The sequence below is a fragment of the Cyclobacteriaceae bacterium genome (assembly GCA_030584025.1).
In the GTDB taxonomy this organism is placed as follows: domain Bacteria; phylum Bacteroidota; class Bacteroidia; order Cytophagales; family Cyclobacteriaceae; genus UBA2336.
The window spans coordinates 1,578,939-1,595,886 of record CP129487.1 but is presented as its reverse complement, the minus strand read 5'-3'; the positions used below and the strand labels follow the sequence as shown (position 1 = coordinate 1,595,886).

Here is a 16,948-nt window from a genome sequence, read left to right as displayed (position 1 = left end):
CGCTTTTATGCATTTGATTTCAATAAAAGGGATTTTGTTGTTAACTTAAATCATCAGAACCCTCAAATTCAACCTCATGTATTCTTTACAGTCAAGGCAATTTATCCTTGGAATACTGTTGCTGTGTATAGCCAGCGCATCAGCCCAAAGCATCCGTAACTTTGCGGCACATTTTGATGGAGAGCATGTAATCATGAGCTATGACCTCATTACGGATGATGTTGCAGACAGATTTGACATCAGCCTGTATTCCTCCATCGATAATTTTCAACAAAAGCTTTCTTTACTGGTTGGTGATGCCGGTGAAAATGTAGAACCAGGAGCGGCTAAAAGAATTACGTGGGATGCCAAGCGATCGCTGCCCGCGAATTTCAATCAGGAAATAGTTTTTAAAGTTAAAGCTACACTAATGGTAAGCTTGAATCACCCCAATCGCCTACAGCTAAAGCCGCTTGACTTCAATGCGTATAAACGTGGGGGTGTTGTAAACGTAGAGTGGAATGGAGGCAAAGCCAATGAGTTGATCACCATTGAATTACTTCAGGAAAAAACGGTTGTAACTAAAATTACAGATGTTGAAAACACCAACGTTTACTCATGGAATATTCCTTCAAAAGCAAAGACAGGCAAAGACTATAGCCTTCGTATTTCAAAAAGTGAAAACCCAACGATTCAATCAACCACCTTTCCGTTTGAAATAAAACCTAAAGTTTCCTTGCTTACAAAACTGATCCCCGTACTGGTTGTGGGAGGTGTAGTGGCGGTGTTATCCGGAGGATCTGATGAAGAAGCGCCCGATTTGCCCGGACCACCAAAACCTGGAGAATGAAAGCAAAGACTATACTTTTTGTCCAAACACTTTTCCTGATTGTCACTACAGGAAATGCCCAACACATTAAGCAATCCTTAATGGGCGTAAAGCATACTTCAGGGTTTGAAGAAAATAAGGGTCAGGTTGCTGACGAATCAGGTACAGTCTTACAAGATGTTTTATTCACGCTAAAACAAAATGGAGTTACCGTCTATTTTCATAAACAGGGTCTCTCCTACCAATGGAACACGTTCACAAAATCATTGCCCGATGACTTTTCTGTGAGCGAAGCCTCAGGAAAACCAGACATAAACCAACCCAGTGATGAACTAACTCAACTTGTCTATCGGGTTGATATGATGTGGGATAATGCCAACAACCATGTTCAGGTAAGCGGGCTTGATGAGCAGGATGGATATAGCAATTATTATTTGCCCCATTGCAGTGCTGGTGTAACCAAAGTTAAGCACTATAATAAAATTAAATACACCAATTTATATCCAGGTATTGATGTAGTGTATTACATCAATGAGCGCGGCAATCTAAAGTATGATATCATGATGCAGGCCAATGCTGATGCTTCACTGATTTCATTTGATTTTACTGGCGCCTCACCAAATCTTGAAAATGAAAAGCTTAAAATAGTAACACCACTTGGCCACCTGGAAGAACAAGCTCCTGTGGCCTGGGTTGCGGACAATAAGCAAGAACCTATCGATGTATCCTTTGTCAAAAGAAAAAATGGAATCGGATTTAAACTTCCCCGTATCGATAAACCCATTGTGCTGGATCCTGAAATTATCTGGACTACATACTACGGAGGCACCGCCTCTGATGATGGTAAAGCCGTTGGGGTTGATGCTTCCGGTAATGTATTTCTAAGCGGAACAACAACAAGCACAGCCATGGCCAGTTCCCCCGGCTGCATAACCACCAAACCTGCCGGTGGCACGCAAGATCTTTTTATCACTAAGCTAAGCAGTGATGGAACTACACGTTTGTGGGCAACTTATTATGGTGGAAATGCCGCAGATAACATTTCTGATTTGGTGCTTGATCCGTCCGGAGATGTTGTCGTTTCAGGTTGGACGCGAAGCAACAATCTTCCGCTACTGCTTTATGATAATCAATATAAAAGTGGGGATGATAGCTTTCTCGCAAAATTTAAGAGTACCGGTGAGTGCGATTGGGCTACTTACTATAGTACAAACGATGATGATCGTGGGCTTGCAGTAGCAACTGATAACATTGGGAATATATACCTGGCTGGAAAAACCGAAGCAGCAATCAGTGATATTAATCAGTCAACACTAGGCTTTGACAAAGATTACTCAAATCCGCAACTTGGGTACAGACCAGACGCATACCTTGTAAAGTTTAACAGCACAGGAACAACACGTTTGTGGGCAACGTACTACGGTGGCGAATATGATGAGGAAGCAGTTGCTTTGGCTGTTGATGAAAATAACAACATCTACATGGCTGGCCAAGCTACTACACAGTCAGCAGATCAGGATGCAAATCTCACTACATCCGGATCTTTAATACAAGTAAATACTGGATCGGCCAATAATTTTATAGCGAAGTTTAAAGAGGATGGGGAGCGATTATGGGGAACCTATTTTAAAGGAAATATAAATACCATAGCAGTTGATCCTTCCGGCAACCTCTATGTCGGTGGAAGTGCCTCTTTCATTTCAGATTTTTCAACAACGGGAACCTTTCAGGAAACAACTGGTGGCGGACAAGATGCATATATCGCAAAACTAAGCAGTAACGGATCGACACTCCTATGGGCCAGCTACTTTGGCGGTACGTTGGAAGATACAGGCAAATCTATTGCTGTAGACGGTAATGGACATCCTTTCCTTCTAGGAGAAACCTTAAGCAGTGACATTGCCATTAATGGTTTTGATAATACCTATTCAGCCAACTATGATGTATACATTGCCATGTTTACACCCGATGGCAGCGACATTAAATGGGCCAGCTACTTTGGTGGCAACAATAATGATTTTGCTGAAAGCATAGCTAAAGATGACGAAGCCATTTACATTACAGGTAGAACGGCTACGAGCGGACTATCCACCGCAGGAGCATTTCAAACCAACTATGCAGCCGGTGGTGCTGATGCATTTCTTTCAAAAATTCTGGTACCCGAAATTATTGATGAAGATTACCCGGAGGTTGCGGATAAAACTGCAAGTACACCCGTGAGTGTAACGTTAAATGCTATTGGTTCATCAACCGGAAAGTTCTGGAGTAAGGGAATAACCGAAGAGCAAGCCGGTTGGACATCGGAAGACATAACCCCTACCGGAAATACATTTACCAAAACCTTAAATTCATCAAACCTGACCGATCCGCTAGGGCTTACATATTATTTTGAAATCACAGATAATTCTGGTGTTCGTTACCTGAGTAGCGAAGGAAACACACATTTGCGCTATGGAAATGGTCTTGCTATTCCGGCACTGCGTTTTGGCAATAAAGTAGAAGACTACCAGATCCTCTCCATTCCCCTATCACTCGACAACCCTTCTGTCACGACCGTATTTGATGAACTTGGAACCTACGATCCAAAAAAATGGCGCCTGTTCGCGTATTACCAAAATGACAACCGTGAGTTTCCTGGGTTTTCATCCGTTGCCCCCGGTCTTGGATACTGGCTCATTTCAAAAAGCAATGTCAGTATAAACACAGGTCCGGGACGAACCGTGCCAGCAACAGAAAGCGATCCGTTTGAGATTTCTTTAACCCAGGGCTGGAACCTGATCGGCAACCCGTATGACTTTACAATCGTGTGGCAGGATGTGCTTGATGCAAACACTCAGCTTACAGGAAATGAACAACTCGTTACGTTTAACAGTGGCACCCTGGCAGAAAGCGCTACACTTGGTCGTTTTCAGGGAGGCTTTACTTTTGTCAACAGTGCAACCACCATACAGATACCCGTACTAAAAAATAATACTTCTGGTGGACGCACCGCCAAAGGCAGTAACAACACACTAGACGAGCCCGCATGGGTATTGCCCCTGCATCTTACCAACGGATCATTAACCAACCAGTTGGGCGGAATTGGCATGCATCCAGATGCGAAAATTTTAAAAGACGAGTTTGATCGAACCAGTATGCCCTTTTTACAAGGAATGGGATTTTTTGAACTTCAGGTACACAACCTAGAAGAAGGTAGACCCTTCACTAGGGACATTGTGCCAACTCAAGATGCATACACCTGGCGGGTAAAAATTCATAAAGACGATCAGGGTTCGTTAATAATGCAATGGGATAATACAAAATTTGGAAACAATGATAAGCAGTTGTTCCTATTCAATCCGCTCACACAAGAAGCCGTAAACATGCGAAAGAAATCTACTGCTCACTTAGGTACTGAAACTGAAAATATTGTGATTATGTATGGAGACCAGGCATACATTGAAGAGGAGCTGAAGCGGGAAACACTTACGTTTGCCCCGGCATTCCCTAATCCATCCATTGGCAAAATTTCAATACCGATGTATATTCCTGAATCGGCCTGGGGTATGCCTGTAAAAATATCCATCTTCAATGCGCAAGGCCAACTCCTTTCGCATGTGGTCGATAAATCGTTACCGCACGGCAATCATACGTTTGAATGGACTGCTACTCAAACAGGGTTATACTTATTAAGACTTACTGCCGGAAATAAAACCACCACACAAAAAATCATTATCCGATGAAGAATTTACTGCGCAATTTTCTGTTAGTCGGACTTTACTTGTTGCCGATACTCCTGTTTAGCCAGGAAATTGAAGCAACCAGTAACCCGGTTAAAGTAAGTTTTAAAACTCAGGAAACTAATGCGCCTGAAATTTTTATGATTTACCAAAATTCGGGTATCCCGAATGACGAGGGAAAAGTAGAAGTAAATATTCGGGTATTAGATGAAAGCGGGATTACCGAATTAAAAATCAATAATGAATCCGTTGGAGTCAATGGACAAGATACACTCATGCTGACCTATTCCCTTATATCTGGAAAGGAAATAGAAGTCTTTGCCAAAGATCGTTTTAACAATGTGCGCGAGAAATCTTTTATTGTGCAAGCTCAGGCGGTGCCTAAAACAGAAGTTACTTCCACAGCTCTGATCGATCGGTTTCATGCGTTGATTATTGGAATTGATGAATACCAGGATCCAAAAATTACTTCGCTTTCCGAAGCCATTAAGGATGCGACTGCGCTTAAAGACGTGCTAATTGAACAGTATACTTTTAAAGATGAGAACATCATCTTTCTGAAAAATCCAACCTACGAAGAGATCATCATCACCTTTGAGGAACTTAGTCGCAATATTGGCCCCGGGGATTTATTGTTGATCTTTTATGCCGGTCATGGGTACTATAATGAAAGAACAAACATTGGATATTGGTTACCCGCTGATGCGCAACAAGCGAATACAGTCAGGTGGTTTCGAAATAGTGCCTTGGTTGAAAACATCGGTGCCATTAATTCAAAACATACGTTGCTCATTTCTGATGCATGTTTCAGTGGCTCAATATTCAAGACGAGATCCGCATTTAACAATGCCAGCGAAGACATTTCCAATTTAATGAAACGAACCAGTCGTAAAGCGATAACCAGTGGCTCTTTGAGTACGGTTCCTGACAAAAGTGTATTTATGAAGTATCTTCTAAAAACGCTTACCGAAAACAAGAACAAATATCTACCTACCGAAGATTTGTTTGATGAAGTACGTATGGCAATGCGGAATAATTCAGATACACGTCCGCTTTTTGGCGAAATCAGAAATGTAGGAGATGAAGGCGGAAATTTTGTGTTTATCAGAAAAGATTGATTCACTAAGTCGTCCTGAAATTCAAAATCAGGATACCTTCAGCTTTTTGTGATGATACATGTACGATAACCCGCCCAGCACAAAAGGCACCAGCATGATCAACATCTGTGGATTAAACCCACCGGTCATGAGTCCCGAGTAAACTGCTCCGGTTAAGTCGAAAAACATCCCGGCATACGCCCACTCTTTGATCCGTGGAAAGCCAGGGACCAACAAAGCGATTACTCCTAATAATTTAGCTACGCCAATGAACGGCAACATGTACAACGGGTATCCAAGCATTTTAAATACCTCTACCCACTCAGGAGCAGAAAGAATATTGGGGATGGTAGACATCATCATGAAGGCGCAAAACAATATTGTAAAGACCCAGAATAAGATGTTGTTACGTTTTGCCGTTGGCTGTGTCATCGTAATGGTGTTTTTATTTAAGTCGTTTTAACTTTTTTAAATCGCTGGTTGAAGCCTCCTGAATTTGAATGGCATATCCCCCACCCGCAGCCGACCATTGTTTCAATTTTGATTTAGAGGTTATCAACACCTTTCTGATAACATACGCTTGCGGATTGGTTTTATAATGGGCATCAGGTGCATCGGAATAGATGGTGGCCACATACGTTTTGTTTGATTCCAAAAAGTCAAAAGTAAACGTGGATGTTCGGGGCGTCTCACCATTCACATTGCCTACAAACCAGTTTGCTTTACCTTTTGCTTTGCGTGCAATGGTGATGTACTGTCCGGGTTCTGCTTCCAGGTATCTGCTCTCATCCCAATCAAGGGCTACATCTTTGATAAACTGAAAAGCATCTGGGAAGCGTTCGTAGTTTTCTGGTAAATCGGCAGCCATTTGCAACGGACTGTACATGGTAACATACAAAGCCAGTTGGTTAGCCAGCGTACTATTGCAATGCGAATTGTTATTCGGATTTACCTTGCTGATGTCCATTTCAAAAACACCCGGAGTATAATCCATGGGGCCGCCAATCAGGCGGGTGAAAGGCAAAATGGTTACATGGTTAGGCTTCGATCCACCAAATGCCTGGAACTCTGTGCCTCTAGCCGATTCATTTCCTATCATGTTTGGCCAGGTTCGGGCAATACCGGTAGGCCGAACCGCCTCATGAGCGTTAACCATGATTTTGTATTGTGCTGCCTTTTCAATTACATATTGATAATGATTGTTTGTCCATTGATCGTAATGGTAATATCCCTTTGGCAAAATATGCCCAACGTAACCAGTCTTTACTGAATTATAATTATTGTCTTGCATAAGTTGGAAGGCCTGATCGAGGTGGCGTTCGTAATTACGTGTTGAGCCCGAAGTTTCATGATGCATCATCAGCCTCACCCCTTTTGATTTTGCATAATCGCGCAATCCGGGCAAATCAAAATCAGGATATGGTGTTACAAAATCAAATACATAATCCTTTGCCTTCCCAAACCAATCTTCCCAGCCAACATTCCATCCTTCCACCAAAACGGCATCAAAACCATGCTGTGCAGCAAAGTCTATATATCTCTTAACATTTGCTGTGGTTGCCCCATGGATTCCGTTCGGTTTAACCTTAGTATAATCTGTTACACCTAACTGAACAGAAGGCAACTCATTGGTATATGCCCACGAACTTTTACCGGTGATCATCTCCCACCACACACCAATATACTTTACTGGTTTTATCCACGAAGTATCTTCAATCTTACAAGGCTCATTCAGGTTATACGTCATCCGCGATGCAAGTATATCGCGTGCATCATCGCTTACCATAATGGTACGCCATGGTGTTTGGGTTGGGGCTTGCAGATAGCCTTTCGCACCTGTTGCATCAGGTGTTAGCCAACTTTGAAAAACCAGGGTTGTATCGTTCAGGTTAAGGTGCATGCACGAATAATTGATCAGTGCAGCCTCATGAATATTTATATAGAGTCCGTCATCCGTTTTCATCATCAATGAGGTTTGAACTCCTGTGGGCGAGAACGGAGTCTGTGATGCATTAGGTGTTACAGCAGAATGCATCAGGCTTCTGATTTGCGTGAGCTTGGAGGTAGTGTAGTCATATTCCTGCGTATCGTAATCACCGGCAATCCAAAAAGCTGTGTGATCACCGGTCATGGCAAACTGGGTTTGCTCTTCTTTTATAACAAAATATACCAGGTTGGGTTGTTGTGGAAACTCATAGCGAAATCCGAGGCCATCATTAAACAAACGGAACCGTACCACCATAATCCGGTTGGTGTTACGTTGTGTCAGTGTAACGGCCAACTCGTTGTAATAATTGCGGATACTTTTTTCTTCTCCCCAAACCGGTTCCCAAGTTGAATCGTGAGAATCGGTTTCTGTTTTGGTGATGGTAAAATCATGATCCAATGATTTCTCCTCATTCAGCAAAGCAAAACCCAATGAGCTTGGTTTGATTATCGGTCTATTTCGGAAGGATAATGTATATACAGGAACTCCCCCATGTTGTATGGAAAATTCCATAGTCAGTTCACCGTTTGGGGATTGCAGGACTTGTGCACCGGCAAAGGTTAGTATTAACCAAAGTCCGGCAAGGAGAAACATTCTTTTCATCATTACGAACGAATTGTCACAATCAGTTTTAGTTGACAATAATAGAAAGTTCCCCGCGTATATCCATGCAAGAATTAACAAACACTGCTATCAGTTAAGTGACTTATCTGATTAATGACAGTCACTTAACTTAGCTTTGAAGCCTACATCAAAACAGAGCGTGATTTCTCAGGCACATGAACCGTAACCCGTAAAAACGTAGCCGGAATAATGGTTTGGTTTTCAACTTTACTCGTATTCTGGCTCTTGAACAGATCTTCAAGTTCCCGCTGTAGCTCAAGTGCTTTTCCATTTTTTTCAGCGGCCTCAAAGGCATTCATGGTTGGGCCATAATAGGTTTGAAAGTTTTCAACCAACTTCTGTGGCGTGCCGGTAAAGTGAAAGGTATAGGTGTCGCGATGAAAGGAAATTTGTTTTGGATCAATGCCAGCTGCTCCGAAGCGTTCCACTACGTGGCTCTCAACGCCCCATAACATCGGACTGATAAATCCTTCGGGGGGCGGAGGTGTATACACGGAGCTGATCTTGAGAATTTGTGCCACCAAGGTCGGGTCGCCCGGAATCCAGTTGCCCATAATAATTCTTCCACCGGGTTTAGTAACCCGAACAAGTTCTTTAGCCACTTCGGTTGGCTTGGGGGCAAACATGGCTCCGAAAATACTCATCACCATGTCAAAGGATTTATCAGGAAGGTCCAGGCTGCAGGCATCACCATGCTGGAAGGAGATGTTCTGTAACCGCTCCTGCCTGGCGCGCATGGCTCCGGCTTCTACAAGGTTCCGGGCAATATCAACGCCAAGTACTCGTGCACCAAGTCGCGCAGTTGGTATTGCGGTAGTTCCATCTCCGCAGCCAATATCCAAAACAAAATGATCCCTCAAGATACCTAACTGCTTAACCAATGCTTCACCACTTGTGCGCATGGTTTCTGCAATGCGTGTAAAATCACCTTTTTCCCACAATGCCTGATTGGGGTTGATTGCTGTTGTCGTTGTCATGTATTTGTTTGATTTTATTTTAATAGTTGATAGAGATTTTCACAAAGCAAGACCGTCTTGCAGAATTTTCATTACGATAAAAGTCACCACACCTATGCCCATTAATAAGGCTAACACTCGTTTTCCCTTTGTTGCATTCATGTTACGTTAAAAAAGTTTAGCGATTAATTTTAATCCAATTGCCTAAATGAACGGCAAAACTACCCCGATGGCTGCATGGTGGGGTTGTGAAAATCTCCCATTTGCATGGTCTTATGTTTCAACCATGCAGCGTGGCAGTAATTTGAAACCTTAGCACAACAGGGTGGAACATAAAACCAAGCCCGATTAAGCGTGCAACTGCTCGGATGCCTCGGTGTAATGCAAATAACCGGAAGGTGAAACCCCAAAATGTTTTTTAAAGGCTTTTGAAAAATGAGAGTAATCATCAAAGCCAACCATCAGGGCAACCTGTGCGGCACTATCCACCTTACGGGCAATCAATTTGGCGGCTTTTCGCAGGCGTATGCTTCGGATGAGTTCACTTGGAGGAAATCCCGTTATCGATTTAATCTTTCGATGCAAGTTAGTTCGGCTCATGTTCAGCTCATTTGCGAGGCCTTCCACACCAAACTGAGAGTCGCTGATGTGGTGTTCAACAACGGCAATTGCCTTTTTTAATAATTTTTGATCGTGCGATTCCAGGGCTTCAGCTGAATCGTTTACCAACTGATCTTTGAACTTTGTCAGCGTTTCCTGCTGTTGGCGGGTGAGGTAGTCGATTTCCAGGTTAAGCATATCGCGATTTTTTCGATAGCGATAACGTTGAAGAAAATACAGCGCAATTAAGAGGAACGCCAGGAGCACAACCATTCCAATCATCAGGTTTTTCCAGATCGTTTGAATGCGATTTTCTGCTTTAAGCAATTGAAGTTGTTGCTCTTTGAGTTGCAGGGCATGCCGCGACTCCAGTTCAACAATCTGTCGGATTTTGGATGAGCTTAATAAACTATCGCGAACCGCATAGTATTGTTGCAGGTAAACTATCGCTTCATCTCCCCTATTCTGTTTTAATTTTATATCCACCAGACCTGCATATGCATGGCGAATGACCCTGCGTAGCCCCAATGACCGAGCCAATCCAAGCGCGCTTTGTAAGTTTAGTTCAGCATTTTTTAAATCATTCGCCCTTAAAGAAGCATGCCCGATGATATCTGTGATAGAGGCTTCTGCAATCCGGTTATTGGTTTCCTTTGCCAGTCGTAGTGCTTCATGAAAGTGTTTGAAAGCCAACCCGGGGTTATCTTCATAGCACTCACCGATGTTTGAAATAATTCGGGGAAAATTAATTGGTGCTACTCCGTGAGTTTTTCCTACTTCATAGGCTTTGGTATAATAATAGAGTGCGCTGTCCTTCTGGCCTTGCACAAACTTGATTACCCCGCGCAGGTTATAAATGCTGCAGAGTTGTTCCCAGTCGCTACCATTCAACGCTGTGTGTTCTGCCTTTGCAATGTACTCGTTTGATTTCTTCTGTTCGTTCAAATCCATGTACGCGCGGGCGAGAATGTAATAGCTTTCTGCTTCGGCACGTGTGTGACCAATGGCTTTGATGATTTCCAGGGCTTCCAACGCAACTTCAATAGCCAGGTCGTTATCACCAAACGACCAAAAGCAAAATCCTTTAAGATTATTAGCTATGGCAATACCTTGCTCATATTGAATATTTCGGGAAAGTGCCAGGGCCTGCTCAGCATACTTCAAAGATTGATAGGAGTCGATCCATTGAAAATTTTTGGCCAGCTCCAATAAAGAATCAGCTTGCGAAATATTGCCATTTGTGTGATGTTGAGAAAAAGCCGGAAAACTAAGCCCAAAAGCCAATATCAGCGGATAGCACCAATTCATATGGCTCTTCATACGTTTTTTACTGAGATTGGTTCTTAAATTCGCAACCAGCAGCATATCAAAGGTATCGAAATATTGAACGCATGAACCGATTCCAATATTCTTTAGTGGTGCTTCGGGTTACCATGGGCATCATCTTTATTACCCATGGCATTGCACGCCTTTACCACGAATCGGTAGCTGATTTTGGAACCTATTTAAACAGTAAAGGTTTACTGATTGGTGTACCCATTGCCTGGGCGATCACCATAGGCGAAATTATCAGTGGCGGTTTACTGGCACTCGGAATTAAAGTACGCTATTGTATAATTTTCCACGCATTGATTATTGCTTCAGGATTGCTTATGGTTCACTTGCCAAACGGTTGGTTTGTGGTGGGCCATGGCAGTGGTGGTGTTGAATACAGTGTACTTATTTTGGCGGTATTGCTCGTGTTATTTTTTATAGCTGATAATAAACGATAAAGGGTACAATGCGATATTCTCTAAAAACAAATCTGCACCCGCGTACCTTGTCCAGGCTCGCTCGCTATGGATAACACTCCGTTTATTCGAGACAATAATTGTAAACAAAGTGAAATGCCAATACCAATGCCATGCTCGTTTAATGTTCCGCGTGAACTAATGCCGGTTTCGGCCATCACCTTTCTAACAACTTCCGGATCCATTCCAATACCTGAGTCCTGAACAACAAGCTCATAAAAACCATTGTGCTCAGCACCTCTGATCTCAATTCTTCCGCCCATTGGGGTAAACTTGATGGCATTGGATATCAGGTTCCTCAAAACAATATTGACAACATCAGGATCTGAGATGGGTTTGTCCTCCGCTACATTCAGCGCCACATGCAGTTGCTTAATTTGAACGAAATTATCATATGCCAAAAGTACTTGCTGAGCAATCTGCTTTACATCTACCTGTATACGCTTAAACTGAATGGTGTTGAAATTTGACTTAGCCCAGAGTAAGGTGGTATCCAGCAGGTCAAGTATGTTTCGACTTCGCTCATGCAAATCACGAAGAAGTTTAATAAATTCTGCCTGCGAAAGATCATCACGAAAAGCTAGCTTCATAATACCCTGAAGACTTTGAATAGGTGAACGCAAATCGTGTGTAAGAACTGAAAGCACCTGGTTTTTATTCTCGTTTAACTTTTTCAGTTCTTGTTGCTGAAGTACTTCTTCATGGATATTAACAAAAGCCACAACCTGCATGTTGTCGATGATGGAGGCTTTAACCTCATACCACCGCATACCATTCAATTTTGTCTGGATTAATACCTTCATCATGACGGCATCTTCCCTCGCCTCCTGGGCCGCAGCAAGCTTGATCGACCATCCGCTCATCACTTCTTGTCGATACTTTTCGTCTGGATAAGCATGAAGAAACCATGCATCAATGGTAGGAATTTCCTCCAGGCCATACCCTATCTCTTGATAAAACTTTCGGTTGAGGTAAAAATTCCTGTATGTGCCCGCTTTGAGTTCAGAAAGTATAAACGGATAGGGTAGAAAATCCAGAATTCGTTCCAGAAAATCCTTATCAGAAGTGAGACTGTTGAATGTCAATGTCATACCTACTAACAAAGCCAAGCTGTAGATACCTTTGACTTGCCAATCGAATAGGAGTTAATCCCATACGAAGATAAAAATAGTTTATCGACAACCAATAAAAAACGGGCAGTGAACTAATGCTCGAAATTCAAATTACCAATTGCTAAAGAGGTAATGCAAGGCACTATAACCCAGACAGCCTTCAAAAAAAAGTCACATTCATTGAGCCAGTTTACCTGAAAACCGTGTGTGTACCGGTAGAAGAAAACCAAAAAACCTATGAAAACACATGCAAAACATCTTTTTAGTGCAATTATGCTGGTTGCGCTCATCACTTTCAACGCCTGTAAGGACGATGAACCGGCTCCGGAAAATAACGCACCTACCTTACAGATTGGTGACGATATTATCGGTCGTACGGGTACGGCAAGCAACATTACTATTACGGCTACCGACCCTGATGGCGACCCACTTGACATCACCTGGACCATTATTGAGTCCCCTGCTGGTTCAGCACCTGTACTCAACAACACAAGTGCCACCAACGCCACCTTCACTACCAATATTGCCGGATTTTACAGAATTGAGATTGAGGTTGAAGATTCAAGAGGCGCTTCGGTTTCAGCAATTTTGAAACTCTATATCGGTGGGGTGTTGCCCAATTCCATCACTTCAAACACTACTTACCCAGATTTGTTTGAAGAAGAGGCTATCCCCGATTACTATGCACCAAACACGATTCAAGCGACAGCTGGTATTACATTGGGTGCTGGTGTTGTTATTGAATTTGGAGCAGACGTATTCTTTTGGCTTAATGGAAACCCCTCGTTCCTCAATGCAGAAGGAACAGCCGAAAAGAAAATTATACTTCGTGGAATGGATAAAGTAAAAGGAAGTTGGCGCGGTATTTCATTTACCTCCAACAATGTAAACAACAAACTCATTCATGCAAATATTTTACATGCCGGAAGTTCAGAGATAGGTGGACAAAAAGCAGCAGTTCGTATCCAAAGCAATGTATCCGCACGCGCAATTATCCAGAATACATCCATCACACAAACTGCTGGATATGGTATCTTTATAGATGGGAATACTGGTTATATACCAGATTTCAGCAGCAATACGATTAGCAATAATGATGCCGCTCCAATACGGTTAGGTGCCGGTGGAGTTGTTTCACTAGATAAAAATTCAACCTACGCCAATAATGGAGCACAAGCCATTGAAGTAGCAGCAGCAGGAAATACGAATGTACGTTTTGAGAATGGAGGGACCATTCCGGCACTCACTATTCCATATCATTGGTATAGCAGCGCTGAACTGAGAAGCAATGTAACCTTTGAAGCAGGCGCTACTTCCCTATTCAATGCAGGACTTCGATTATGGGTAACTGATGAGGGTGCCTTAATCGCTGACGGTACAGCAGCCAATAAAATCACATTTAGTGCGCTTACGCAATCAGCCGGATCATGGGAAGGCATTGAAATTGCGTCACCCTCAAACCTGAATAAAATCAATCAGGGTGTTGTATCGTATGGTGGAAATCTATCCGGTCGGGGCGCCAACATTTACATGTTTGGTTCAGGTGCAGGATCACAATTAACCCTTACCAATAGTACCATATCAAACAGTCAGACGTATGGTCTATTGACTGCTGCAGGCACCATTAACTTAACACAAAATGGGAATACCTTCAGCAACAATGCATCTGGCAACATTCAGCAAAATTAATTAAGTATGTTTCAGGTACAGAAGAAATACATTTGCCACGGATAGATACACGAACGTAGTATCATAGCGTGGGTAGTAGTTTTCTTCTGTTGGCAGGCTGCAAAATGCAGCCTGCCTATTTTTATGGAGCAATCGCAGTTGAACGCAAGGAATCTGTTTCCTGTATTTTCGAACGCAAGTAGGTCAGACGCGGATCGTCATCCTGTATCATATTATCCTGGCTCAAGGTTAATGATCGTTGGTAGTACCGTAACGCTGAATCATACTGGCCGCGACTCTTAAAAATTTCACCAGCTAACCGATAGGTGACTACCCGCTGGCGGTCCTGTATGCGTTCAGAACGACTCATCATCAGTCCCTTTTCCAGGTATAAACTCGCTGAATCAATTTGTCCGGTTAAATGGAAAAGATTAATCAGGTTATTCAAAGAGATCATGGTATGAACATGTGCTTTGCCAGAAAAAATCTTCTCTCTGATCTGATGAGCCCTTGATAGATACTTGTATGCACTGTCGTATTGATCGAGATCTAACAGCAATTTACCGAGGTTTGCCATAGTGGTGCCTGTTTCACTGTGCCATTCACCAAAAAGCTTTACAGCAATTGCTGGTGTTCGTAACGCATATTGCAAGGCCTGATCGTGCTGACCAGCTTGATTATGAAGCGTGGCCAGTAAATTGAAATTGGCCAGCGTACCCGGATAATATTCACCCATTACCGATTGGCATATGGCTAGCGATTGGGAAATTTGCGCAATCGATTTTTCGTACTCCTTCTGATCTTTATAGATAGTACCAAGTATGTAATAGCTCTCGGCCAACTTAAGATTGTTGGCTTCAGGCCAGATGCTTTCTTCCAACGCTATTACTTGCTCAATTAGTCTAATGGCACTGTCCGGTTCGTCTTTTAGTTTTACTACAAAAGCCAGGTATTTTAAAGAAGTGGTGTATACACTATCCTGCTTTGGATACTGAATCTCATCATATAAGCGAAGCACATGATTCAACAGCGTTTGTGCTGAGTCATAGTTACCCACATCGCGTTGGTAAAGTGCTAACTGCTCTATGGCTTGTATGTACGAAACCGAAACCGGCAATTCGGCTTCGCGGGCAAAATCAAATGCACTGTCCAACACAGCACTTGATTTCTGATAATCGCCTAGCGAACGGTAAAGCTTACCAAATGTAGTCAGCATATCGAGCTTTATTTCGGGCGATCCATCATAAGTCGAAGAACGTTCGTAACCCAAATCAAGAAATTGAAAAACCGTGAGGGTATCACCTTTCGATTTACTGGGATGCGCAGCCATGAATAAATCAATAAGAAAATTTTTGGTTGCTGCAGATACTTGTTCGTTCCGAATGGCGAGATCGCGCTGTTCACGCGCTTCATAGGCTTGCCATAAGCTGACCATCGTTCCAACTACTAATGATGTAAACACCAGCATGGCACTTAGTGCAGCTACACGATTTCTTTTTATAAAACGATTAAACCTATACCCTCGCCCACCATTAACCGCAGCTACCGGTCGGTGATGCCTAAAATTCTCAATGTCATCAGCCAATTCATCAACATTGGCATACCGGTTCAATGAATTTTTCTCAAGGCATCGGTTAATAATGGCCCGAAGTTCAAATTGAATGGAGTCTATCGCTCTTCGTTCCTGATCAACCCAGTGAGATAAATCCGCCCGGGTTATGCCCTGATCAGATTCTTCCGGTTGACCTGGAAATTTCCCAGTTAACAGTTTGTGCAACAATATGCCCAGCTGATACACATCGGTTGCCAAGGTAAGCGGTGTATTGGACATTTGCTCGGGCGCGGCAATTTGAGGCGTTCCAAGAAAAAAATTTGCCTGAGGCACTTCTTCTTGCAATGCTGTGGCAATGCCAAAATCGAGCAACTTAACCTGACCTGTTTCTGTGACTAAAATATTTGAAGCCTTCAAGTCAAGATGGAGAATAAGGTGCCGATGTGCATACGACACAGCTTTGGTAACCTGTAGAAATAAATCAAGCCGATCGCGGGTTGTCAGGTCGTGTTGTTCAACATAATCATCGATGGGCTTGCCATCGATATACTCCATAACAAAATAAGAAATTCCCGCTGTTGTTTTACCGGCATCGTACAAGGTAGCAATACCCGGATGCTGAAGCTTGGCAAGCAATTGCTGCTCCGCTTTATTCAGCGCGATATGTTTCTGACCATGTGGCAAACACTTTACGGCAACCAACTGCTCAAATTCTCCATCCGATCGCTCAGCCAGGTACACGTTGCTCATGCCGCCCCTGCCAATTAACTTTTTAATGGTGTACTTGCCTACCTGGCTTCCTGACTCTAACTCTGGGTTTCTTGTGCCAAGCATTGAACCCGCTATTGTTTTCTGAAAAAGATCAAAAAAATCATCAGCGCCTTCATCCACGCTTAACATCCGGATAAGGGTTTGTTTTAATTCCGGATTATCAGAACAAGATTCCTCAATGAATATCAGGCGCTCCCCTTCCGATTTGTCAAGACATTCGGCATAAAGCTTTTCGAGCAGTTCAAATGAGTACCTCATAAAATA

At 42.9% G+C, this 16,948-nt stretch carries 11 protein-coding genes; 5 read left to right on the top strand and 6 right to left on the bottom strand.

What is annotated here, in order from left to right; genetic code table 11:
* Positions 1–76 precede the first annotated feature (76 nt).
* Genes QY309_07470 through QY309_07460 form a run of 3 tightly spaced genes read left to right on the top strand, consistent with a single transcriptional unit; the run spans position 77 to position 5,645 of the window.
* Complete coding sequence (locus tag QY309_07470; GenBank protein WKZ61317.1) at positions 77–829, top strand: Ser-Thr-rich GPI-anchored membrane family protein; 753 nt, start codon at positions 77–79, stop codon at positions 827–829.
* Positions 826–4,530, top strand: coding sequence for a T9SS type A sorting domain-containing protein (locus tag QY309_07465; protein WKZ61316.1), 3,705 nt, complete (start codon positions 826–828; stop codon positions 4,528–4,530). The genes QY309_07470 and QY309_07465 overlap by 4 nt, the downstream gene beginning before the upstream one ends.
* The gene (locus QY309_07460) at positions 4,527–5,645 is read left to right on the top strand and encodes a caspase family protein (protein WKZ61315.1); all 1,119 of its coding nucleotides are present in this window, start codon (positions 4,527–4,529) and stop codon (positions 5,643–5,645) included. The genes QY309_07465 and QY309_07460 overlap by 4 nt, the downstream gene beginning before the upstream one ends.
* A 27-nt stretch (positions 5,646–5,672) precedes the next feature.
* Here the strand turns inward: QY309_07460 and QY309_07455 are convergent, their stop codons facing one another.
* From QY309_07455 to QY309_07440, 4 genes are all read right to left on the bottom strand, one after another.
* On the bottom strand, positions 5,673–6,056 hold the full coding sequence (locus QY309_07455) for a DoxX family protein (GenBank protein WKZ61314.1): 384 nt from the start codon (positions 6,054–6,056) through the stop codon (positions 5,673–5,675).
* Between the two features lie 13 nt (positions 6,057–6,069).
* The gene (locus QY309_07450) at positions 6,070–8,214 is read right to left on the bottom strand and encodes a glycoside hydrolase family 97 protein (protein WKZ61687.1); all 2,145 of its coding nucleotides are present in this window, start codon (positions 8,212–8,214) and stop codon (positions 6,070–6,072) included.
* A gap of 143 nt (positions 8,215–8,357) precedes the next feature.
* Positions 8,358–9,212, bottom strand: coding sequence for a class I SAM-dependent methyltransferase (locus QY309_07445; protein WKZ61313.1), 855 nt, complete (start codon positions 9,210–9,212; stop codon positions 8,358–8,360).
* A 327-nt stretch (positions 9,213–9,539) separates the two neighbouring features.
* Positions 9,540–11,099, bottom strand: coding sequence for a helix-turn-helix domain-containing protein (locus QY309_07440; GenBank protein WKZ61312.1), 1,560 nt, complete (start codon positions 11,097–11,099; stop codon positions 9,540–9,542).
* An 83-nt stretch (positions 11,100–11,182) separates the two neighbouring features.
* Here QY309_07440 and QY309_07435 point away from each other — a divergent pair, with 83 nt between their 5' ends.
* Complete coding sequence (locus QY309_07435; protein WKZ61311.1) at positions 11,183–11,563, top strand: DoxX family protein; 381 nt, start codon at positions 11,183–11,185, stop codon at positions 11,561–11,563.
* A gap of 20 nt (positions 11,564–11,583) precedes the next feature.
* Here QY309_07435 and QY309_07430 read toward each other — a convergent pair whose 3' ends face one another.
* Positions 11,584–12,672: a sensor histidine kinase gene (locus QY309_07430; GenBank protein ID WKZ61310.1), complete on the bottom strand. Its 1,089-nt coding sequence runs from the start codon at positions 12,670–12,672 to the stop codon at positions 11,584–11,586.
* Positions 12,673–12,930: 258 nt separating this feature from the next.
* Between QY309_07430 and QY309_07425 the strand changes: the two genes are divergently transcribed.
* Positions 12,931–14,382, top strand: a complete 1,452-nt coding sequence (locus QY309_07425; GenBank protein ID WKZ61309.1) for a hypothetical protein — start codon at positions 12,931–12,933, stop codon at positions 14,380–14,382.
* A gap of 121 nt (positions 14,383–14,503) precedes the next feature.
* Here the strand turns inward: QY309_07425 and QY309_07420 are convergent, their stop codons facing one another.
* Entirely contained in the window at positions 14,504–16,942 is a 2,439-nt protein-coding gene (locus QY309_07420; protein ID WKZ61308.1) for a serine/threonine-protein kinase, read from the bottom strand.
* Positions 16,943–16,948: the final 6 nt, after the last annotated feature.